Source organism: Mycobacterium kansasii ATCC 12478, assembly GCF_000157895.3.
GTDB classification, from domain to species: domain Bacteria; phylum Actinomycetota; class Actinomycetes; order Mycobacteriales; family Mycobacteriaceae; genus Mycobacterium; species Mycobacterium kansasii.
Map to the genome: position 1 here is coordinate 4,830,627 of NC_022663.1, position 17,088 is coordinate 4,847,714.

General features: G+C 66.0%; 15 protein-coding genes. 10 read left to right on the forward strand and 5 right to left on the reverse strand.

Features of this window, described 5'->3' with window-relative positions; genetic code table 11:
* The gene (locus tag MKAN_RS21020) at nucleotides 1-2,259 is read left to right on the forward strand and encodes an MMPL family transporter (RefSeq protein WP_023371851.1); all 2,259 of its coding nucleotides are present in this window, start codon (nucleotides 1-3) and stop codon (nucleotides 2,257-2,259) included.
* 88 nt (nucleotides 2,260-2,347) lie between these two features.
* On the opposite strand, the gene MKAN_RS21025 is transcribed toward MKAN_RS21020, so the two are convergent.
* Nucleotides 2,348-3,772: a short-chain fatty acyl-CoA regulator family protein gene (locus MKAN_RS21025; RefSeq protein WP_099185082.1), complete on the reverse strand. Its 1,425-nt coding sequence runs from the start codon at nucleotides 3,770-3,772 to the stop codon at nucleotides 2,348-2,350.
* A gap of 110 nt (nucleotides 3,773-3,882) precedes the next feature.
* Here MKAN_RS21025 and prpD point away from each other — a divergent pair, with 110 nt between their 5' ends.
* The 6 genes from prpD (at nucleotide 3,883) to MKAN_RS21055 (ending at nucleotide 9,212) form a co-directional block, all read left to right on the forward strand.
* Nucleotides 3,883-5,379: a 2-methylcitrate dehydratase PrpD gene (gene prpD / locus MKAN_RS21030; protein WP_023371855.1), complete on the forward strand. Its 1,497-nt coding sequence runs from the start codon at nucleotides 3,883-3,885 to the stop codon at nucleotides 5,377-5,379.
* A gap of 129 nt (nucleotides 5,380-5,508) precedes the next feature.
* A complete protein-coding gene (locus MKAN_RS21035) occupies nucleotides 5,509-6,645 on the forward strand; it encodes a bifunctional 2-methylcitrate synthase/citrate synthase (RefSeq protein WP_023371857.1) in 1,137 nt (378 codons plus the stop codon).
* Nucleotides 6,646-6,978: 333 nt separating this feature from the next.
* On the forward strand, nucleotides 6,979-7,509 hold the full coding sequence (locus MKAN_RS21040; RefSeq protein ID WP_023371859.1) for a DUF5994 family protein: 531 nt from the start codon (nucleotides 6,979-6,981) through the stop codon (nucleotides 7,507-7,509).
* Nucleotides 7,510-7,708: 199 nt separating this feature from the next.
* Nucleotides 7,709-7,942, forward strand: coding sequence for a hypothetical protein (locus MKAN_RS21045; RefSeq protein WP_036391787.1), 234 nt, complete (start codon nucleotides 7,709-7,711; stop codon nucleotides 7,940-7,942).
* 113 nt (nucleotides 7,943-8,055) lie between these two features.
* Nucleotides 8,056-8,784: a DUF2652 domain-containing protein gene (locus MKAN_RS21050; RefSeq protein WP_023371863.1), complete on the forward strand. Its 729-nt coding sequence runs from the start codon at nucleotides 8,056-8,058 to the stop codon at nucleotides 8,782-8,784.
* A gap of 50 nt (nucleotides 8,785-8,834) precedes the next feature.
* Complete coding sequence (locus MKAN_RS21055; RefSeq protein ID WP_023371865.1) at nucleotides 8,835-9,212, forward strand: nuclear transport factor 2 family protein; 378 nt, start codon at nucleotides 8,835-8,837, stop codon at nucleotides 9,210-9,212.
* A gap of 18 nt (nucleotides 9,213-9,230) precedes the next feature.
* Here MKAN_RS21055 and MKAN_RS21060 read toward each other — a convergent pair whose 3' ends face one another.
* The gene (locus MKAN_RS21060) at nucleotides 9,231-10,586 is read right to left on the reverse strand and encodes a flavin monoamine oxidase family protein (RefSeq protein WP_036391200.1); all 1,356 of its coding nucleotides are present in this window, start codon (nucleotides 10,584-10,586) and stop codon (nucleotides 9,231-9,233) included.
* Between the two features lie 160 nt (nucleotides 10,587-10,746).
* Here MKAN_RS21060 and MKAN_RS21065 point away from each other — a divergent pair, with 160 nt between their 5' ends.
* Nucleotides 10,747-11,709, forward strand: a complete 963-nt coding sequence (locus MKAN_RS21065; RefSeq protein WP_023371869.1) for an alpha/beta fold hydrolase — start codon at nucleotides 10,747-10,749, stop codon at nucleotides 11,707-11,709.
* Here MKAN_RS21065 and MKAN_RS21070 read toward each other — a convergent pair.
* The 3 genes from MKAN_RS21070 to MKAN_RS21080 all read right to left on the reverse strand — a co-directional run bounded on the left by MKAN_RS21070 (nucleotide 11,704) and on the right by MKAN_RS21080 (nucleotide 15,511).
* The gene (locus tag MKAN_RS21070) at nucleotides 11,704-13,050 is read right to left on the reverse strand and encodes a flavin monoamine oxidase family protein (RefSeq protein ID WP_023371871.1); all 1,347 of its coding nucleotides are present in this window, start codon (nucleotides 13,048-13,050) and stop codon (nucleotides 11,704-11,706) included. The two genes, MKAN_RS21065 and MKAN_RS21070, sit on opposite strands and share 6 nt — an antisense overlap.
* Before the next feature lie 206 nt (nucleotides 13,051-13,256).
* Entirely contained in the window at nucleotides 13,257-14,372 is a 1,116-nt protein-coding gene (locus MKAN_RS21075; RefSeq protein ID WP_023371873.1) for an Rv3169 family protein, read from the reverse strand.
* Nucleotides 14,372-15,511 carry a phosphotransferase family protein gene (locus MKAN_RS21080; protein WP_023371875.1) on the reverse strand — a complete coding sequence of 380 codons (1,140 nt, stop codon included), beginning with the start codon at nucleotides 15,509-15,511 and terminating at the stop codon, nucleotides 14,372-14,374. The genes MKAN_RS21075 and MKAN_RS21080 overlap by 1 nt, the downstream gene beginning before the upstream one ends.
* Before the next feature lie 43 nt (nucleotides 15,512-15,554).
* Between MKAN_RS21080 and MKAN_RS21085 the strand changes: the two genes are divergently transcribed.
* The gene (locus MKAN_RS21085) at nucleotides 15,555-16,157 is read left to right on the forward strand and encodes a TetR/AcrR family transcriptional regulator (RefSeq protein WP_023371877.1); all 603 of its coding nucleotides are present in this window, start codon (nucleotides 15,555-15,557) and stop codon (nucleotides 16,155-16,157) included.
* Nucleotides 16,154-17,044 carry an SDR family NAD(P)-dependent oxidoreductase gene (locus tag MKAN_RS21090; protein ID WP_023371879.1) on the forward strand — a complete coding sequence of 297 codons (891 nt, stop codon included), beginning with the start codon at nucleotides 16,154-16,156 and terminating at the stop codon, nucleotides 17,042-17,044. Before MKAN_RS21085 ends, MKAN_RS21090 begins: the two co-directional genes overlap by 4 nt.
* Nucleotides 17,045-17,088: the final 44 nt, after the last annotated feature.

Genomic DNA, 17,088 nt, shown 5'->3' on the forward strand with positions numbered 1-17,088 from the left:
GTGCTGCACCGAATAGCTCGACTTGCCATCGCCGCCCCGGGCCGGGTCGTTGCCGTGGCGGTGTTGGTCATGATCGCTACCGCGATCTTCGGCGTCCCGGCGATCAAGAAGCTGTCGGCCGGCGGCGGACTCGATCCGGGCGCCGAATCGTCGCATGTCGCCGCGCTACTCGCGCAGAAGTTCGGTCAAGGCGATATGGGCATGCTGATCACGGTGACCGCCGACGGCGGGGCGCAAGGACCGCAAGCCAGCGCGGTCGGTACCGATCTCGTTGAGCGGCTGAAGAATTCGTCGGATGTCCGGGGGGTGCGATCGGCATGGACCGAATCGCCCGCCGCGGCGCGCTCGCTGATCAGCAAGGACGGCAAAACCGGACTGATCGTCGTCGCCATCTCCGGTGGTGAGACCAATGCCCAGAAAACCGCCAAGCAGCTCTCCGAAGAACTCGTGCACGACCGCGACGGCGTCCGGGTGCGGGCCGGTGGCGAAGCCACCGTCTACTGGCAGGTGAATACCCAGACCCAGAACGACCTGTTGCTCATGGAGTCGGTGGCGCTGCCGCTGAGTTTTCTGGTGCTCGTCTGGGTGTTCGGCGGTGTGTTCGCGGCCGCGCTGCCGGTGGCCGTCGGCGGATTTGCGATCCTCGGTTCCCTGGCGTCGCTGCGCGCGATCTCGCTGTTCACCAACGTGTCGATCTTCGCGCTGAACCTGACCGTCGCGATGGGCATGGCACTGGCCATCGACTACACGTTGCTGATCCTCAGCAGGTTCCGGGACGAATTGGCGGAGCGACAGACTCGTGACGCGGCGCTGATTCGCGCGATGACCACGGCGGGCCGAACGGTGGTGTTCTCGGCGATGACGGTCGCGCTGTCGATGGCGACCCTGGTGCTGTTCCCCCAGTACTTCCTGAAATCGTTCGGCTACGCGGGGGTTGCCGTGGTCGCGTTTGCGGCGGCGGCGGCGATCGTCGTGACGCCGGCAGCGATCGTGCTGCTGGATGGCCGCCTCGATTCGTTGGACGTGCGCCCGTTGCTGCGCCGGATCCTCTGGGGGGTGCCGCGGCAACCGGCATCGTTTCAGCAATGGTCGTGGTACCGATGGACGAAATCCGTGATGCGGCACGCGGTGCCGATCGGTATCGCCATCACCGCACTGCTGCTGCTACTCGGCTCACCATTTCACCGGGCGCGGTGGGGCTTTGCCGACGACAGGATCCTGCCCGCCTCGGCTTCGGCCCGCCAGGTCGGCGACCAGCTACGCAACGACTTTGCGGGCAGCGGGATTCCCGATATCAGCGTCGTGCTTCCGGAGGCGACTGGTGTGAGTCCGGCCGACCTGGATGCTTACGCCGCCGCGCTGTCGCGGGTGCCAGACGTGTCCTCGGTGACATCGCCGGGCGGCACGTTCGTCCATGGCATACTGGCCGGGTCGCCCGCAGCGCCCAGCGGAATCAAGGACCGCAGTGCCTTCGTGACGGTCGGCAGTACCGCGCCGCTGTACTCGGCCGCCTCGGCGGTTCAGCTTGACCGGCTGCACGCGGTTCCGACGCCGGCGGGCAGGCTGGTGCAGCTGGGCGGTGTGGCACAAAGCAATCGCGACAGCGTGCACGCCATAGCGACCCGGCTGCCGATGGTTCTCACGTTCATCGTGTTGATCACCGTGGTACTGGTGTTCCTGCTGACCGGTAGCGCGGTGTTGCCCGTCAAGGCGGTGCTGATGAACATGCTGTCGTTGACCGCGGCGTTCGGGGCGCTGGTGTGGGTGTTTCAGGAGGGGCACCTTGGCGGACTGGGTACGACGGCGACCGGCACGATCGGGGTGCAGCTTCCGGTGCTGTTGTTCTGCATCGCTTTTGGCCTTTCGATGGATTACGAGGTGTTCCTGATCTCGCGGATCCGGGAGTATTGGCTGGCGTCGGACCACGGCCCCGGCGCTAACGATGAGAGCGTCGCGCTCGGCGTGGCTCACACCGGGCGGGTGATCACGGCTGCGGCGCTGATCATGGTGATCGCCTTCGCGGCATTGATGGCGGCGCAGGTGTCCTTCATGCGGTTGTTCGGGTTCGGACTGACCGCGGCGGTGCTCGTCGACGCCACGCTGGTGCGGATGCTGTTGGTACCGGCATTCATGCAGGTGCTCGGCCGGCTCAATTGGTGGGCGCCCGAACCGTTGGCCCGCGTGCATGCCCGGTTCGGGCTCAGCGAGCGCGCCGGCCACCAGCCTGGCGCCGAAAAACCCACCGGCACAGTGCATTAGCCTGGCCTGGCGGGACGGGACTACACCAGCGGTGCCAGCCGGGCACCTGGCACGGCATCGGGACATCCGCGCCCCAACCGGCACGACCTCAGGGAATGGCCGCCGGCGGGTAAGGCAGGTCGGTGCTGGAATCCGGGTCGATGTGTACCGGTCTGCCAAGGTAGGGGAAGGCCCGTTGCGAGCAGGCGGGTCGATCGCAGATCTTGCATCCGGCACCGATCGGCACGGTCGCCTCCGGGTCGGCGAGGTCGATTCCGACGGAGTAGACCAGCTTTTCGGCGTGGCTCACGTCGCAGCCGAGCCCTATCGCGAAGCTCTTTGCCGGACCGAGGTAGCGGCTGGGCTCTGCGGTCGTGGTCCTGGCGATCCAGAAGTAGCTGCGCCGGTCGGGCATCTGGGCTACCTGGGTCAGAAACTGGCCTGGCCGGGCAAAGGCATGGTGCACCACCCACAGCGGGCAGTTGCCGCCGACGCGAGAGAAGTGAAATGCCGTGGCGGACTGGCGTTTTGAGATGTTTCCTGCGCTGTCGGTGCGGACGAAGATGAACGGGATTCCGCGCACACCCGGGCGTTGCAGGGTGGACAGCCGGTGACAGATGGTTTCGAATCCCACCTCGAACCGCCGCGCCAGCTGGTCGATGTCGTAGCGCACGCTCTGGGCGGCGTCCAGGAAAAGTACGTAGGGCAACAGCAATGCGCCGGCGAAGTAGTTGGCCAGCCCGATGCGGGCCACCCCGCGCGCGTCGTCGCTGAGCTGGTCGTCGCCGGCGATGATGCCGGCGATCTCGTCGGCCTGGGTGAGTAGTGCGACCTGAGTAGCCAGCTGAAAAGCTCGCTGGCCTGGATGCAGCCACCGGGCCAGGTACAACGTCTTCGACTCGGCGTGAAACACCCGCTTGCCGTTGCGAGGTAACGCCTCGCCGTCGTCGATGACGACCCTGACGCCGAGTTTGTCGGTAAGCAGCTGTGCCAGCTGCACGTCGAGTCCGCCGATCCGCAGCCGGTTGCGGGTGAACAGGTCCTCGGCCGCGGTGTCGAGTTCCCCGATGTAGTTCTTGCGGTCGTAGAAGAAATCCCGAACCTCTTCGAACGGCATCGGCTGGGCGGGCACCGCCGGTACGTCGGCAGTGGCGCGACTGTGCAGTGCTTCGAGTTCGGCGGTGGCGTCGTGGAGCCGCCGATGCAGGTTGACCAGCGTCTGGCCCACCGCCGGCATGCGTGCCACCAGCTCCTCGATTTGCGCCGCCGTGGCGGGCCCCTCGGCAAGGACCTCTCGTAGGTCCGAGACCAGGCGCGCATCGGTGTCCGGAGCGAAATAGCGCGTCGGCAAGCCGAAACGTTCGGTGAGCGCGAGCAACACCGGTACCGTGATCGGCCGCTGGTCGTTTTCGAGCTGGTTGACGTAACTGGTCGACAAGTCCAATGCGCGCGCCAGCGCCATTTGGGTCAGCCCCTGCTCCTCGCGTAACCGGCGTAGCCGCGCACCGGCGAACGTCTTCGCCACGGGTGAGATCGTACCCGCCTCGACTTTCGCAAGGTTCGCAAAATTCGATGAATGAGGATACATAATTACGCTCTTACAGGGCATTTACTCCACTTCAATCGTTGCGTACTGTGCGGCTTATGCGTATCCACGATGTTCGGACCCGGCGTAGCGCCGACGACTTTCCGCGCACCGAACACCTGGCGTGGAAGATCGCCGAGGTTGCAGCCGACCCGGTGGCCGTGCCCGCCGAAACCGAGGCCATGGTGATCAACCGCATCATCGACAACGCTGCCGTGGCTGCGGCCGCGGTGCTTCGTCGTCCCGTCGCCGTCGCACGCGCGCAGGCGCTCGCCCATCCGCGCTCCGCCCGAGGTGGCAAGGTCTTCGGTGTCGAGGGCGACTATTCGCCGGAATGGGCGGCCTGGGCCAACGGGGTCGCGGTGCGCGAATTGGATTTCCACGACACGTTTCTGGCCGCCGACTACTCCCACCCCGGTGACAACATTCCGCCGTTGGTCGCCGTGGCACAGCACCTGGGCCTCGGCGGCGCGGACCTGATCCGCGGCATCGCGACCGGCTACGAGATCCAGATGAATCTGGTACGCGGAATCTGCCTGCACGAGCACAAGATTGACCACGTCGCGCACCTGGGGCCCGCGGTAGCCGCGGGCCTGGGTACCATGCTTCGTCTCGACACCGAGATCAGCTACGCCGCCATCGGTCAGGCGTTGCATGTGACCACCTCCACCCGCCAGTCGCGAAAGGGCGCGATCTCGAGCTGGAAGGCGTTCGCTCCGGCGTGGGCCGGTAAGGCCGCCATCGAGGCCGTCGACCGGGCCATGCGCGGGGAAGGCTCACCGGCACCGATCTGGGAAGGCGAGGACGGGGTGATCGCGCGGCTGCTTTCCGGACCCGAACACACCTATCGCGTGCCGCTACCCGAGCCCGGCGAGCCCAAGCGCGCCATCCTGGACAGCTACACCAAGGAGCATTCGGCGGAATACCAGAGCCAGGCCCTGATCGACCTCGCCCTCCGGTTGCGCCAGCGCATCGCAGATCTGGACCAGGTCGCCGCGATCGTGCTGCACACGAGTCACCACACGCACGTCGTGATCGGCACCGGTTCCAACGACCCGCAGAAGTTCGACCCGGACGCCTCGCGCGAAACATTGGACCACTCCGCAATGTATGTCTTCGCGGTCGCCTTGCAGGACGGCAGCTGGCATCACGAGCGGTCCTACGCCCCAGAACGGTCGCACCGGCCCGACACCGTCGCGCTCTGGCACAAGATCCGCACGGTCGAAGACCCCGGTTGGACCCGGCGCTACCACGCGGCCGATCCGCCGGACCAAGCGTTCGGCGCCCGCGCGGAGGTCACCCTCAACAGCGGTGAGGTGATCGTCGACGAGCTGGCCGTTGCCGATGCTCACCCGTTGGGCGCCAAGCCGTTTGCACGCCCGCAGTACGTGGCCAAGTTCACCGGGCTGGCCGGCGGCGTGATCGACGACGCCGAGCAGCGGCGGTTCCTGTCGGCGGTGCACGGCCTACCGGAGCTACAGCCGGGCCGTCTCGGCGTGCTCAACCCGACAGCGAATCTGGACCAGGCACCGGCGATCCCGCCCGGGATTTTCTGACCAACCGGTAGCTCGGGCAACGTGTCCGTGGCCGCTACGCGGCCCGCCGAGTGCCGTTGCCTGCATTAGTGCTTCGCGCCGCAGCCATCCCGCCACTACCACAACGGACGACCGGAAAGGAGTCACCCGATGAGCGCCATCGAAGACAAGCCCCGCATCTTCAAGGGTCTGGCCGGGGTGGTCGTCGACACCACGTCGATCTCCGAGGTGGTGCCGGAGACCAATTCGCTGACCTACCGCGGTTACCCGGTTCAGGACCTCGCCGCGCACTGCAGCTTTGAGCAGGTCGCTTACCTGCTGTGGCACGGTGAATTGCCCACCGGTCGGCAGCTGACGGAATTCACCCAACAGGAACGCGCTGCCCGCGGGCTCGACCGATCCATGCTGTCGCAGTTGGCGAAACTGCCCGGTACCTGCCACCCGATGGACGTGGTACGCACCTCGATCAGCTGCCTGGGAGCCGACGACATCGAGGAGGACGACAGCAGCGGGCGGGCGAACTACGCCAAGGCACTGCGCATGTTCGCGGTTCTGCCCACGATCGTCGCCGCCGACATGCGCCGCCGGCGTGGTTTGCCGCCCATCGCCCCGGACAGCAAGGCGAACTACGTGCAGAACTTCCTGCACATGTGCTTCGGCGACGTACCCGAGCAAGTGGTCGTGGACGCCTTCGAGCGGTCGATGGTCCTCTACGCCGAACACGGCTTCAACGCCTCCACCTTCGCAGCGCGGGTGGTCACCTCCACTGGCTCCGACATCTACAGTGCGGTCACGGCGGCCGCCGGTGCGCTCAAGGGTCCGCTGCACGGTGGCGCCAACGAGGCGGTGATGCGTGACATGCTTGAAATAGGCTCTGTCACAAGGGCATCCAGATGGTTGACCGACAAACTGGCCCGCAACCAGAAGGTCATGGGATTCGGTCACCGGGTGTACAAGAACGGTGACTCACGGGTGCCGGCCATGAAGCAGGCCCTGATGCGGGTGGCCGCGGCCCGAGATGGTCAGCGATGGCTCGACATCTACCACGTCCTGGAGCGGGACATGTTGGCCGCGACTGGGATCAAGCCGAATCTGGACTTTCCCACCGGTCCCGCATATCACCTGATGGGCTTCGATATCGGTTGCTTCACCCCGATTTTCGTGATGAGCCGGATCACCGGATGGACCGCCCACGTCATGGAGCAGACCACCTCCAACGCGTTGATCCGGCCGCTGAGCGCATACGTCGGGCCGCCGCAACGCCCGCTCACGACGACGGTCGGGTAGCAGGCGCATGCGGCGGGCCCGGAAGCCACACCGACCGGGTCCTCACCTGATCACTCAACTCGGTGCGGTTACCGCCGCCGTGGGTGTAGTGTCCATGGTGAGGTTTTCTTTCGTAGCCAGCTCTGATCTCGGGGTTCGCCACCGCATCGCAACCAAGAGTCTGTGACTGGTTTCGTTTGTCGATCCCCACACGTGTGTGCCGGGTCAGGCCGAAGTGAAGGGGTCGTCGATGGATCATCGCGAGTTGCGTGCGGGTCGACTGGTGGCGGTTTCGATGTCGCTGGGCCACGGCCGCACAACGCGGGTGGTTTCCGTCGGGGCACTGTCAACGCCATGAACGGAGCAGTGGGCGGGCGGCGCCTGGCCAGCCCGGTGCGGGTCGCCTTGGCGGTGGAGCTGGGTGCGCCGCTTGACGGGGCGTGGTGGCCGCATACGGCCTCGATTGCGCGCGAGCTTCCCGAGCTGGTTGATGCCCTACGCACGCGGTTGGGCAAGATCACCGCCATCACCGTCAACTGGTCCTCGCTGGAAAGTTCGCCAGATCTCGATGCGCTGAACCGCCCCGGGGTAGGTGACAGGGGTGAGCGCGCCCGGGTTGTCGCACGCCAGCGACTGATGACGATCACCGGCAGCCTGGCCTCGGCGAATCTGTTGGTGATACCGTGCCGCACGTCGGCGGCTCTGGCCAAGATGGTGTTGCGCAGATGTGCGGGGCTTCCCGCCATGGGTGAGGAGCGGGACACCCAGGAATTCCAGACCTGCGGCGACATCCTGCGTGCCGCTCGGGCCGAAAGCGCACAATGCGGTCGACCTGTCGGGGACGATGCGGCCGCGCACACCGCCCCGGCCGATATGCAGTCATGACGGCTTGATGGGTACTTCGCCAACCGCGCAACGCCGCGCAGCGGCAACAGTTTTCGACGTGCGGTCCGACCGTGACCAGCCGGCGACTTCGTTGACCCCCGGACGCTTGAGCAACCCACCACCTCGCCCCACATCATGCTCGGTGCGGGACTGCGCTTTAGATGCGTCGCGCCGACGCTCGTAAGAAAGGATGTACGACATGGCCATACAGAACTGGTGGGACGCACCGGAAATTCATCCGTCGGAGATCCGGGTCGGTGACGTCATCGGCACCGTGCGCCCGACCCATGTTCCCTTCAAGGTCAAGCTGATCAGTGAGCCGAACAGAAGCCCGAAGCAATGGACGTTTTTCGGCCGCGACGACGCCGGCTTGGACTACGTGAGCACCTTCGGCGACGGTGAATTGGTCCGCAGGTACACCAAGGCCTCCTGACCGCGGCCGCGGCGACGGTCCAGCAGAGCGCCACCGAAACGATTGCGCCGACGCCGATCTTCGCGCGGGCCTGCATCGACTGGGCCGGGTCAGAGCGCTAAAATCCTGATTTCATGGCCGTTAGGCGCGCCGTGTTGCTTATTGCCGATATCGGCGGATACACGCACTACATGACGTGGAACCGCATGCACCTGGTCCACGCGCAGCAGACGGTGGCAGAGTTGCTCGAAGCGGTGATCGACGCCGGCAAAGGTCTCAAGCTGGCCAAGCTGGAGGGCGATGCCGCGTTTTTCTGGGCTCCCGGTGGCAACCCCAAAGTCGTTGTGTGCGAGCGGATAACGACCATGCGACAAGCCTTCCTGGCGCGGCGGGAAAGGTTGAAGAAAGACATTGCCTGCGACTGCAAGAGCTGCTCGCAACTGGGCAATCTATCGCTCAAGTTCGTCACTCACGAAGGCGACGTCGCCGAGCAGAAGGTTAAGCGGCGGGTCGAACTCGCCGGCTTCGACGTCATTCTCGTGCACCGGATGCTGAAGAACCTGGTGCCGGTGCCGGAGTACGTGCTGATGACCGACGTGGTGGCCGCTTGCCTCGATGAGTCGATGCGGAAGCTCTCGATTGCGTTGACCCACGATTTCGAGGGCATCGGCCAAACGGCGACTTACTATATCGATCTCGCCACGTCCGAGGTGCGGCCCGTGGTGCTGGAACGCGGCTTCTTCGGCCGGCTTTCGGCCAAGCTGGGATTCGGGGCGAAGGCGTTGCCCTTCATGCTGGGGGCAAAAGAGCCCTGCGCGCAGTTCCACAACATTGATCGCGGCGCGCAAGAGCTGCCCGCCTGAGCCGGGCGGCCGGTAGTCGTCGCACTTCCGAACTCGGCTACGATCGGCCGGTGTCGGTGGCGTTGCTTCGCGAGATGTTCGACCGTGTGGTCGTGGCCAAGGACGCTGATCTCTTCGAGCACTACTACGACCCCGACTTTGTGATGTACTCCGACGGGCTGAGTCAGAGTTTTGCCGAATTCCGCGACAGCCACCGCAATGTCTATGCCACCGACATCAGCTACGCGGTCGAGTACGACGAGCAGGCGTGGGTGGCGGCCGCCGACAAGGTCGCCGGACGGTTGTGGATTACCACGTCTCGCCCCGGTGAGCGGCCGACCCGCATCGAAGTTGTGCTCATCGCGGCGTACCGCGACGGTCGAATCCATCGAATCTGGGAGACGACCTGGCCGAGTTGGCGTAACGTGGCGGCGCTGGAAGACTATTGATCGGCCGCACCGACAACATCAGCCCAGCCGGTGCATCAATTCGGCCGCAGCGTGTCGACCGCTGAGCAGGGCGCCGTGCACGGTGGCCGGATTGTCCTCGCCGACGGCCTCGCCGGCGAGGTAAAGCCGGTCACCGATCGGTTCCTGCAGCCGACGGCGATCGTCAAGACCGGAACCCGGCGCGTGGAACGAGTACGAGCCAAGGGCATAGGGATCGAGGGTCCAGCTCGACGATTTGACGTCGACGAGCGCGACGTCGTTGCCGAACAACTGCCGGGCGATGGGCAGCGCGGAGGCCATCAACTCACCGGGCGCCGAGGACTCTACGTACCGGCCGCGGTGACCTGCGTTGAACGCCAACACGATCGGCCCGGCGGCGGCCGGCAACGTCAACCATTGCGCCCACATCCCGGTGTCTGCGCCCAGGAATTGGTAGAACGCGTTTTCCAGGTCCCAGGTCCGTTGCGCGAAGCGGAAGTAGCTCTTGGACAGCACGCCAAAACCCAACGCTCGCAAGGAGTGTGCGTGTCCGTCCGGAAGCGGCGGATCGAAGGTTATCGCCCCGGCTTGCAGCACGCCGAGCGGAACGGTGAGGATCGCGGCGGGTCCTTCGAAGGACCGGTCACCGGCGCGCACGATCACCGAATTGCCTTGTCGCACAACTGCTGTGACCACAGTGTTGAGGATGACGGGAAGTCCGTCGGCAAGTGAGCGTGGCACGGCATCGTATCCGCTGGTGATGACCACCTGCGGTCCGCCGGTGTACGTGCCTTTGTCGAACGTCGTGGCGGAGAGCTGGTCCGCATCCGCTGCGTACTCGTCTTCGATTTCGGTGCTGACGTAGTAGGCCAATTGGGCGCGTTCGCTATCGGACAACTCGTCGCGCTCCGCCTGAGCGTTGAGGGCGGCGCCCAGACTGCCGCCGTCGACCTCGTCGCGAGCCTGCCCCACCAGCGCCCGCCAGGTTGCCTGGCGGTACTCGACCGGCCCTAGGCGAGGATCGATCACCAGCTCGGCCGCCTGGTTGTAATCGGTCGGTGCGAGTTGCGCCTGTACTTTGCGCGCCAACTCAACCAGCGGGTTGTTCGTCGTGCCGTGAATCCACGAGGCGCCCATTTCCAGTGGCGGACCCCAGTCGCGGGTGGTGTTCACCCGGCCGCCGATCCGATTGCGGGCTTCGATCACCCGCACCGGCCAACCCGCGCCGGCAAGACTGCGCGCCGCGGCCAACCCCGCCATTCCGGCCCCGATAACTAGGACCGCCTTGTTGTCCGGAGGCGCTGTTTTGGCACACCCGGCGACCCCGCCAGCCCCGACGGCGCAGGTCACACCCGCGGTTGCCGCCAAGAACCCCCGCCGGGACATCTGGGACACGACGTCAGCGTCTCACACCCGCACGATCCCGAAATGTCGGCTGTTCAGCGTCGTTACCATATCGTGTTCGCGGAAATGTGACCGGCCCCACATTACCGTCAGGTAAACTCGGCTCCATCCGGAGGGCGGCGACGAAGCCGCGTTCGAAGGGGGAGCGGCGATGAAGTCCACCCGCGGCAGTGTGCCGAACCAGTTGCCCGATGCGTTGCCGCCCAGTCGCAGCTTGACCGTTCGCGCGGCCGACGGGACTCCGTTGCACACCCAGGTGTTCGGGCCGCCGGACGGCTACCCGATTGTCTTGACGCATGGCTTCGTCTGCTCCATCCGGGTGTGGGCATATCAGATCGCCGACCTGGCCACCGACTATCGGGTGATCGCTTTCGACCACCGCGGACACGGGCGCAGCGGCATCCCGCGGCGCAGCAGCTACACCCTCAAACACCTTGCCTCCGACCTGGATTCGGTGTTGGACGCGACGCTGGCCCCGCACGAGCGGGCATTGATCGCCGGGCATTCGATGGGCGGGATCACCATCTCGGCCTGGTCGGAACGCTATCGCCACAAGGTACTCCGACGCGCCGACGCGGTCGCCTTGATCAACACGACCACCGGCGATCTGCTCAGCAAGGTGAAGTTACTGTCGGTGCCACGGGAATTGTCGGCGGCACGAGTGCTGGCCGGCCGCGGCTTGATCAACGCGTTCGGGGGATTTCGGATACCTGGCGCGGTCCGGATACCGACCCAGTTCATGGTTGCATTGATGGCCGTCGGGGCAGATGCCCACCCGAGCACTGCGCGGCTGGTCTATGAGCTTTTCGCGCAGACCTCACCGGCAGGGCGCGGCGGCTGTGCGCGGATGCTGGTGCAGGAACTGGGGCCTCGACATATCAACCTCGACGGTTTGACGGTGCCCACCCTGGTGATCGGCAGCAAGCGCGACCGGCTGACGCCGATCAGTCAGTCCCGCAAAATCGCCAGTGCCGCACCCAATGTCTTCGATCTCGTCGAGTTGCCGGGCGGCCACTGCTCGATGCTGGAACAGCATCACGAGGTGAACCGCCATTTGCGCACTCTGGCCGAATCGGTCACACGGAATTCCGCTGTCCGGCGGATCAGCTCATAGCAGTGCGGAGACTTCGGTAGCCGCACGCCGACCGGACCTGACGGCGCCCTCCAAATAACCGGTCCATTCATCCGCGGTTTCCGTGCCGGCCCAGTGAATCGGCCCGACCGGTTCGCGCAGCAACCGTCCGTATTTGGTCCAGGAACCGGGCGGCACCGCGGCGGTGGGACCGCCCGGCGCGAATTGCTCGCTGCCCCAACGGTAATCGGCGTAGTCGAGCGGCTTGAGCGCTTGGTCGCCGAACAGCGAGGCGAAACACCGCAGCGTGTCGCGGCGGCGCTGCTCGGTGGGCAGGGAGTCGAATGCGCGGGCATCGACGAAACCCATGAGGATGCCCGGCCCGTCGTCATGTGGGCTGACATCGAAGGTGATGAACACCGGGCCGTTGTCGGACAAGGCCTGGCCGGAGAATCCGTTGGCTCGCCAGAACGGTGTGGAATACGCGGCATAGGCCTTGCTCAACCGGCCCTGCGGCCAATGCCGGGTGAGTTCCAGGTATTGCGGCGGCAGCGGGGGATCGAACTCGATGGCCGCACGGTGTGCGGGCGGGATCGCCACGATGACGAACCCGGCTTCGGCCTGTCCCTGATCCGACGTGACGGTCACACCCGCGCCGTGGCGGTCGATCCGACGCACCCGGGCATCCAGCACCACCCGGTTTCCCAGCCCAGCCGCCGCCAGGTCGGCGATCTGCTGCGTGCCGCCCGCGAACCGATCCTGCTGGGCGCCGTTTTCGACATCCAGGAGCCGGTCCAGGCCGCCCGCCGCGCGTACATAACGGGTGGCGTGCAGCATGGACACGTCTTCGGGTTCGCAACCCCAGGTCACCCGGGCCATGATGGCCATCAGGTCGTGTGACGACGCGGTGGCGCGCACCGCGCGCAACCACTGACCCAGTGACACGCCGTCGAGTTCGTGCGCTCGTGGCGCATCCCAGGGCGCGGATATCGGCACGCCGCGGGCCAGTCGCTCGAATTGCCAGCGCAACCGCGCGATGTCGAGCAGTCCGGCCAGCGAAAGCCTGGGGATCGTGCCGCGGTACGGGCGCACCGCGCCCCGCCAGTGGATCACGTTCCTGCCGTCGTGGTAGGTCGGGATGGTCGGAACTCGCAGCTCGTCCGCCAGGGCCAGGACCTGGTTTTGAGTGGGTCCGACGAACGTGCCGCCCATATCCGCCGGTAATCCCGCGACGTTGCCGGTGAGGGAGCGGCCGCCGACGCGGTCGCGGCCTTCGAAGACCAGCACGTCATGACCCTGACCGGCCAGGTCGCGGGCTGCCGCCAGTCCAGCGAAGCCGGCACCCACTATGACCACGTCGGCAATCCAGCGTGGGTTTGTCACGTCCTCCAGTCAACCGCATTTCGGGGGATCCGTCGGAATAATTGTTATCGCCAACCTGCCCGCGATGATCGAAGCCGGAATCCGGCAACGGGGTTGAACTTTGGTGAGCTACGGCCGGGCACCTCACACCCGTCGTCAATCACCTCATGGGTCTTGGCGGATTTCTGCGGGACGACGGCTTTCCACTCAGGTCTCGTTGTCGCGGCTCAGCGCGCAACCGTCAGCCAGTCCGCGAACCCCGACGGGTCGTGGCGTCCTAACGCGCCGTGCTCGTACAAACCCCAGCCCTCCACCGGTTCGGCGTCGCCGTCACGGCACATCGCACGGCCGACGTGGTCGATGACGCCGAAGCCGGACCGCGCGATGATCGCCGGATCGGTCATGTCGTAGGTCAGCCGTTCGACGAATTTCTCGCCCTTCCACATGCCGTGCAGCCAGTCGGAATCACCGCCGTAGCCGCCGCCGACGTGGATGGGCACGGGCAGCTTGGACTCCACCTCGAAATGCACCGGGGTGCCGTCGGGTGCCGTCGCGTCGATGGTCGCCCCGGTGGGGATCCGCGTGCCGGAGCGGTAGTGGATTTTCACCCGCGGCCAGCCCAGCTGCTCGACGCGGCCGTCACGCCACACCCGGGTGCAGTCGTTGAGCGAGCGGAATCCGTTCGGCTCCTCCTGAATGATCAGCACGACCGCGAAATCGTCGAACGCTATCGGCAGATATAGCCACCACATCCCCTCGAACGGCGGATCGGCGGGCCGGCCGGCCGGCTCGGGCTCACCGATCGGCCGGATGCCCCAGGACCGGTCGCGGCTGCCGATCCAGCCGGCGGGGTCCACCGCGACCTCTTCGCCGTCGATTGCCATCCGGCCGCTCCAGCTGCCCAGCTGGGCGAATCGTTGTGCATTCAGCGTCACCCGGTTGCCGGATCGCAGTATGTGCGGCTGTTCCCGGACGATGTCGAACAACCCCTCCCAGGTGAGATCGGCTGCGATGCCTTCGGTTTCGTCGAGAACCAGACGCAGCTTGCGCAGCGGCTCGATGACCTCGATGCGATAGCCGTTGACGTGCTGGCGCAGCCGGTTCTGGTCGATAGCGTCGGAAAGATGTACCGCCGTCTGGGTATCCCCGCGCCTGATCAGCAGGAATGCGTCCTTCACTCCCAGGTTGGGGTAGTAGCCGATACCGCTGATCACAAAGATGTTTCCGGTGCGGTCGTGGGCGTTGAAGTAGGACCGGTCATAGAAGTTGCGGTCGGAGGAACCCGGCCAGGCGATCGGCTGGGGAAGTTGGTGCACCGGAAACTCGTCGAGTGGCCCGATCATCAGTCGTCCTCTCCGATAAGGCGCCTCATCAAAACGGCGTGGTAGAACAACGATTCGACGTTGTCAGGTCTGTCGATCTCCCCGAAGTGAATGCGGCGCGCGCCGGTACGCAGGAACACGCATGCCCACATCACACCCGAATACACGTAAAACCAATGCAGGTCGCCAAGTTCGGCGCCGGTAAGGCCCTCATAGGTGGCCCGGACGTCACCTTCGCGCATCACTTCGGGCAGCCCCGGCAGCGTCGCCAGCGCGGCCAGCTCTTGAAAGACCAGGTGCGCGTAGATCATCCACGCGACATCGAGTTCGCGAGGACCCAGCGTGACCATTTCCCAGTCCAGCACCGCCACCGGCCGGAAGTCGCGGTACATGACGTTGCCCACCCGGGCGTCCCCCCACAGCAGCACCGGTTGGCGCGCAGCCGCTTCGTGCGGCCAGTTGGCGTCGAGCCAATCGAACGTCCGCTCCAGCAACGGAGATCGGCCGATGTCGGGTACCGCGAAGTCGTACCAGGCGCGAACCCAGTTGAAATGCCGGCGCAGCGCGGTATCACCGGGGAAATCCTCCTTGGCCAGAAATCCGAATATGTTCTCGGCGTCGGGGATCGAATGCAGTGTGGCCAGCACCGCCACCGTGGCGTCCTGTAGTTCGCGCTGACGCTCGGCCGCAGCGTCGGCGAACCAGTTGTTGCCGAAGGTGTAGGGCATCACGTCGGGCGGCACCACGCCGTCGACGTAATCCATGAGGAAGAACGGAGTTCCGAGCACGTTCCCGGTGGGCTCGATCCAGCGCACTTTGGGCACCGGGACATCGGTCAGTTCGCCAACTCGCCGTATCACCTCGAATTGGTGGTCGAGTCGATAGGTGGGGAACACCGGCACATCGGTGGCGGCGGGCGCCACCCGGACCACCAGTTTCTGCTCGATGGGCTGGCCGTCCTGCTGCCAGCACGCGGTCAGAATGATGGTTTCCGACGACATGCCGGTGGAGTCGACGCCGCTTTCCACGCTCACCTCGGGTGCGGCGCCACCGGGCAACACGGTCGCCAGCCATCGCGACATCACCTCCGGCAGGGTGGTGACGTCACGACTCGATCGCTGCAGGCGGTCGATGTCCCCGATCGCCGGTTCGTTGGCCACAGCTCTTCCTTCCCGCGATAATTACGATACGGTAGGTAGCGTTATGAAAGCAGACCCGTCCTCCCTTGACAAGGCTCCGGGCGCCGGCCGGCCCCGCGACCCGCGCATCGATTCGGCGATCTTGGCGGCGACAGCGGAATTGCTTGTGCAGATCGGCTATTCGAACCTGAGCCTGGCTGCGGTCGCCGAACGGGCCGGGACCACGAAATCAGCGTTGTACCGGCGCTGGTCGAGTAAGGCCGAACTGGTCCACGAGGCAGCATTCCCGGCGGCCCCCACGGCATTGGAGGCTCCGGCCGGCGATATCGCCGCCGACGTCGCGATGATGCTCGCCGCCACCCGCGACGTGTTCACCACCCCGGTGGTACGGGCCGCGTTGCCCGGCCTGGTGGCCGATATGACCGCCGATGCAGAGCTCAACGCCCGGGTGATGTCACGCTTCACCGACCTGTTCGTCGCCGTGCGGGCGCGGTTGCGGGAGGCTGTCGATCGCGGTGAGGCGCATCCCGACGTCGACCCGGACCGGTTGATCGAACTGATCGGGGGAGCCACCATGCTGCGGATGCTGCTGCGCCCGGACGAAAAGCTCGACGACACCTGGGTGGATCAGACCGCCGCGATCCTGGTGCACGGGGTGACCCGGTGACGCGGCGGCTGGCCGGCCGCAGCGCGCTCGTCACCGGCGCCAGCCGCGGATTGGGCCGTGCCATCGCGTTGGCGTTGGCGGCCGAGGGCGCGGCGGTGGCCGTCGCCGGGCGCACCGAGCAGGTGTGGGACGACCGGCTGCCGGGGACCATCGGTGAAACCGTGGCCGATATCGAGGCGGCCGGCGGGCGTGCGATCGCGGTGCGGGCCGACCTGACCGAGCACGACGACGTCGCCCGGCTGGTGACCCAAGCGCGAGATGCGTTGGGGCCGATCACGATCCTGGTCAACAATGCGGCGTTCACCGCGCCCGGCCGCCCGCCGGTACCGGGCGCGCAGCCCCACGCCAAGCCGCCCAGGCCGACCGACGGCAAACCCGGCTGGCCCGGTTTCCTCAGTATCCCGTTGGCGGCCTATCGCCGCCACTTCGAGATTTCGGTGTTCGCTGCCTACGAGTTGATGCAACTCGCCTGTCCCGACATGATCGCGGCGGGCCGCGGCTGGGTCGTCAACATAACCTCGGTGGCCTCCCGGTTACCTGGCGACGGGCCCTATCCGGATCGCAGTGGCGGGGTCCTGCCCGGATACGGCGGAGCCAAGGCGGCGCTCGAGCATCTCACCCAATGCGCAGCCTTCGATCTCGCCGGCCATAACATCGCGGTCAACGCGCTGGCGCCGTCGAAACCCATCCTCACTCCGGGGCTGGCCTACTATGCCCGGGAATTCGCCGACACCGCCCCGTCCGATGAATTTGCCAGGGCAGCAGTGGAATTGGCACTCGTCGATGCGGCGGTGGTAACCGGTCGCACGATCGGCCACCGCGAGGTTCTCGACGGCAGCTTCCGGGCGTTCCGGCGGGAATCCGGCGAGAATAGCCGGGAGCAGTAACTTCGGCCGCTTGTGGCGACACGGGTCTTTGACGTGCCAGTATG

What these genes read in the sequence shown, in the direction of transcription:
- prpD (WP_023371855.1), top strand. Translation starts at nt 3,883, where the DNA reads ATGCGTATCCACGATGTTCGGACCCGGCGTAGCGCCGACGACTTTCCG.
- MKAN_RS21035 (WP_023371857.1), top strand. Translation starts at nt 5,509, where the DNA reads ATGAGCGCCATCGAAGACAAGCCCCGCATCTTCAAGGGTCTGGCCGGG.
- MKAN_RS21040 (WP_023371859.1), top strand. Translation starts at nt 6,979, where the DNA reads ATGAACGGAGCAGTGGGCGGGCGGCGCCTGGCCAGCCCGGTGCGGGTC.
- MKAN_RS21045 (WP_036391787.1), top strand. Translation starts at nt 7,709, where the DNA reads ATGGCCATACAGAACTGGTGGGACGCACCGGAAATTCATCCGTCGGAG.
- MKAN_RS21050 (WP_023371863.1), top strand. Translation starts at nt 8,056, where the DNA reads ATGGCCGTTAGGCGCGCCGTGTTGCTTATTGCCGATATCGGCGGATAC.
- MKAN_RS21065 (WP_023371869.1), top strand. Translation starts at nt 10,747, where the DNA reads ATGAAGTCCACCCGCGGCAGTGTGCCGAACCAGTTGCCCGATGCGTTG.
- MKAN_RS21075 (WP_023371873.1), bottom strand. Translation starts at nt 14,372, where the DNA reads ATGATCGGGCCACTCGACGAGTTTCCGGTGCACCAACTTCCCCAGCCG.
- MKAN_RS21085 (WP_023371877.1), top strand. Translation starts at nt 15,555, where the DNA reads ATGAAAGCAGACCCGTCCTCCCTTGACAAGGCTCCGGGCGCCGGCCGG.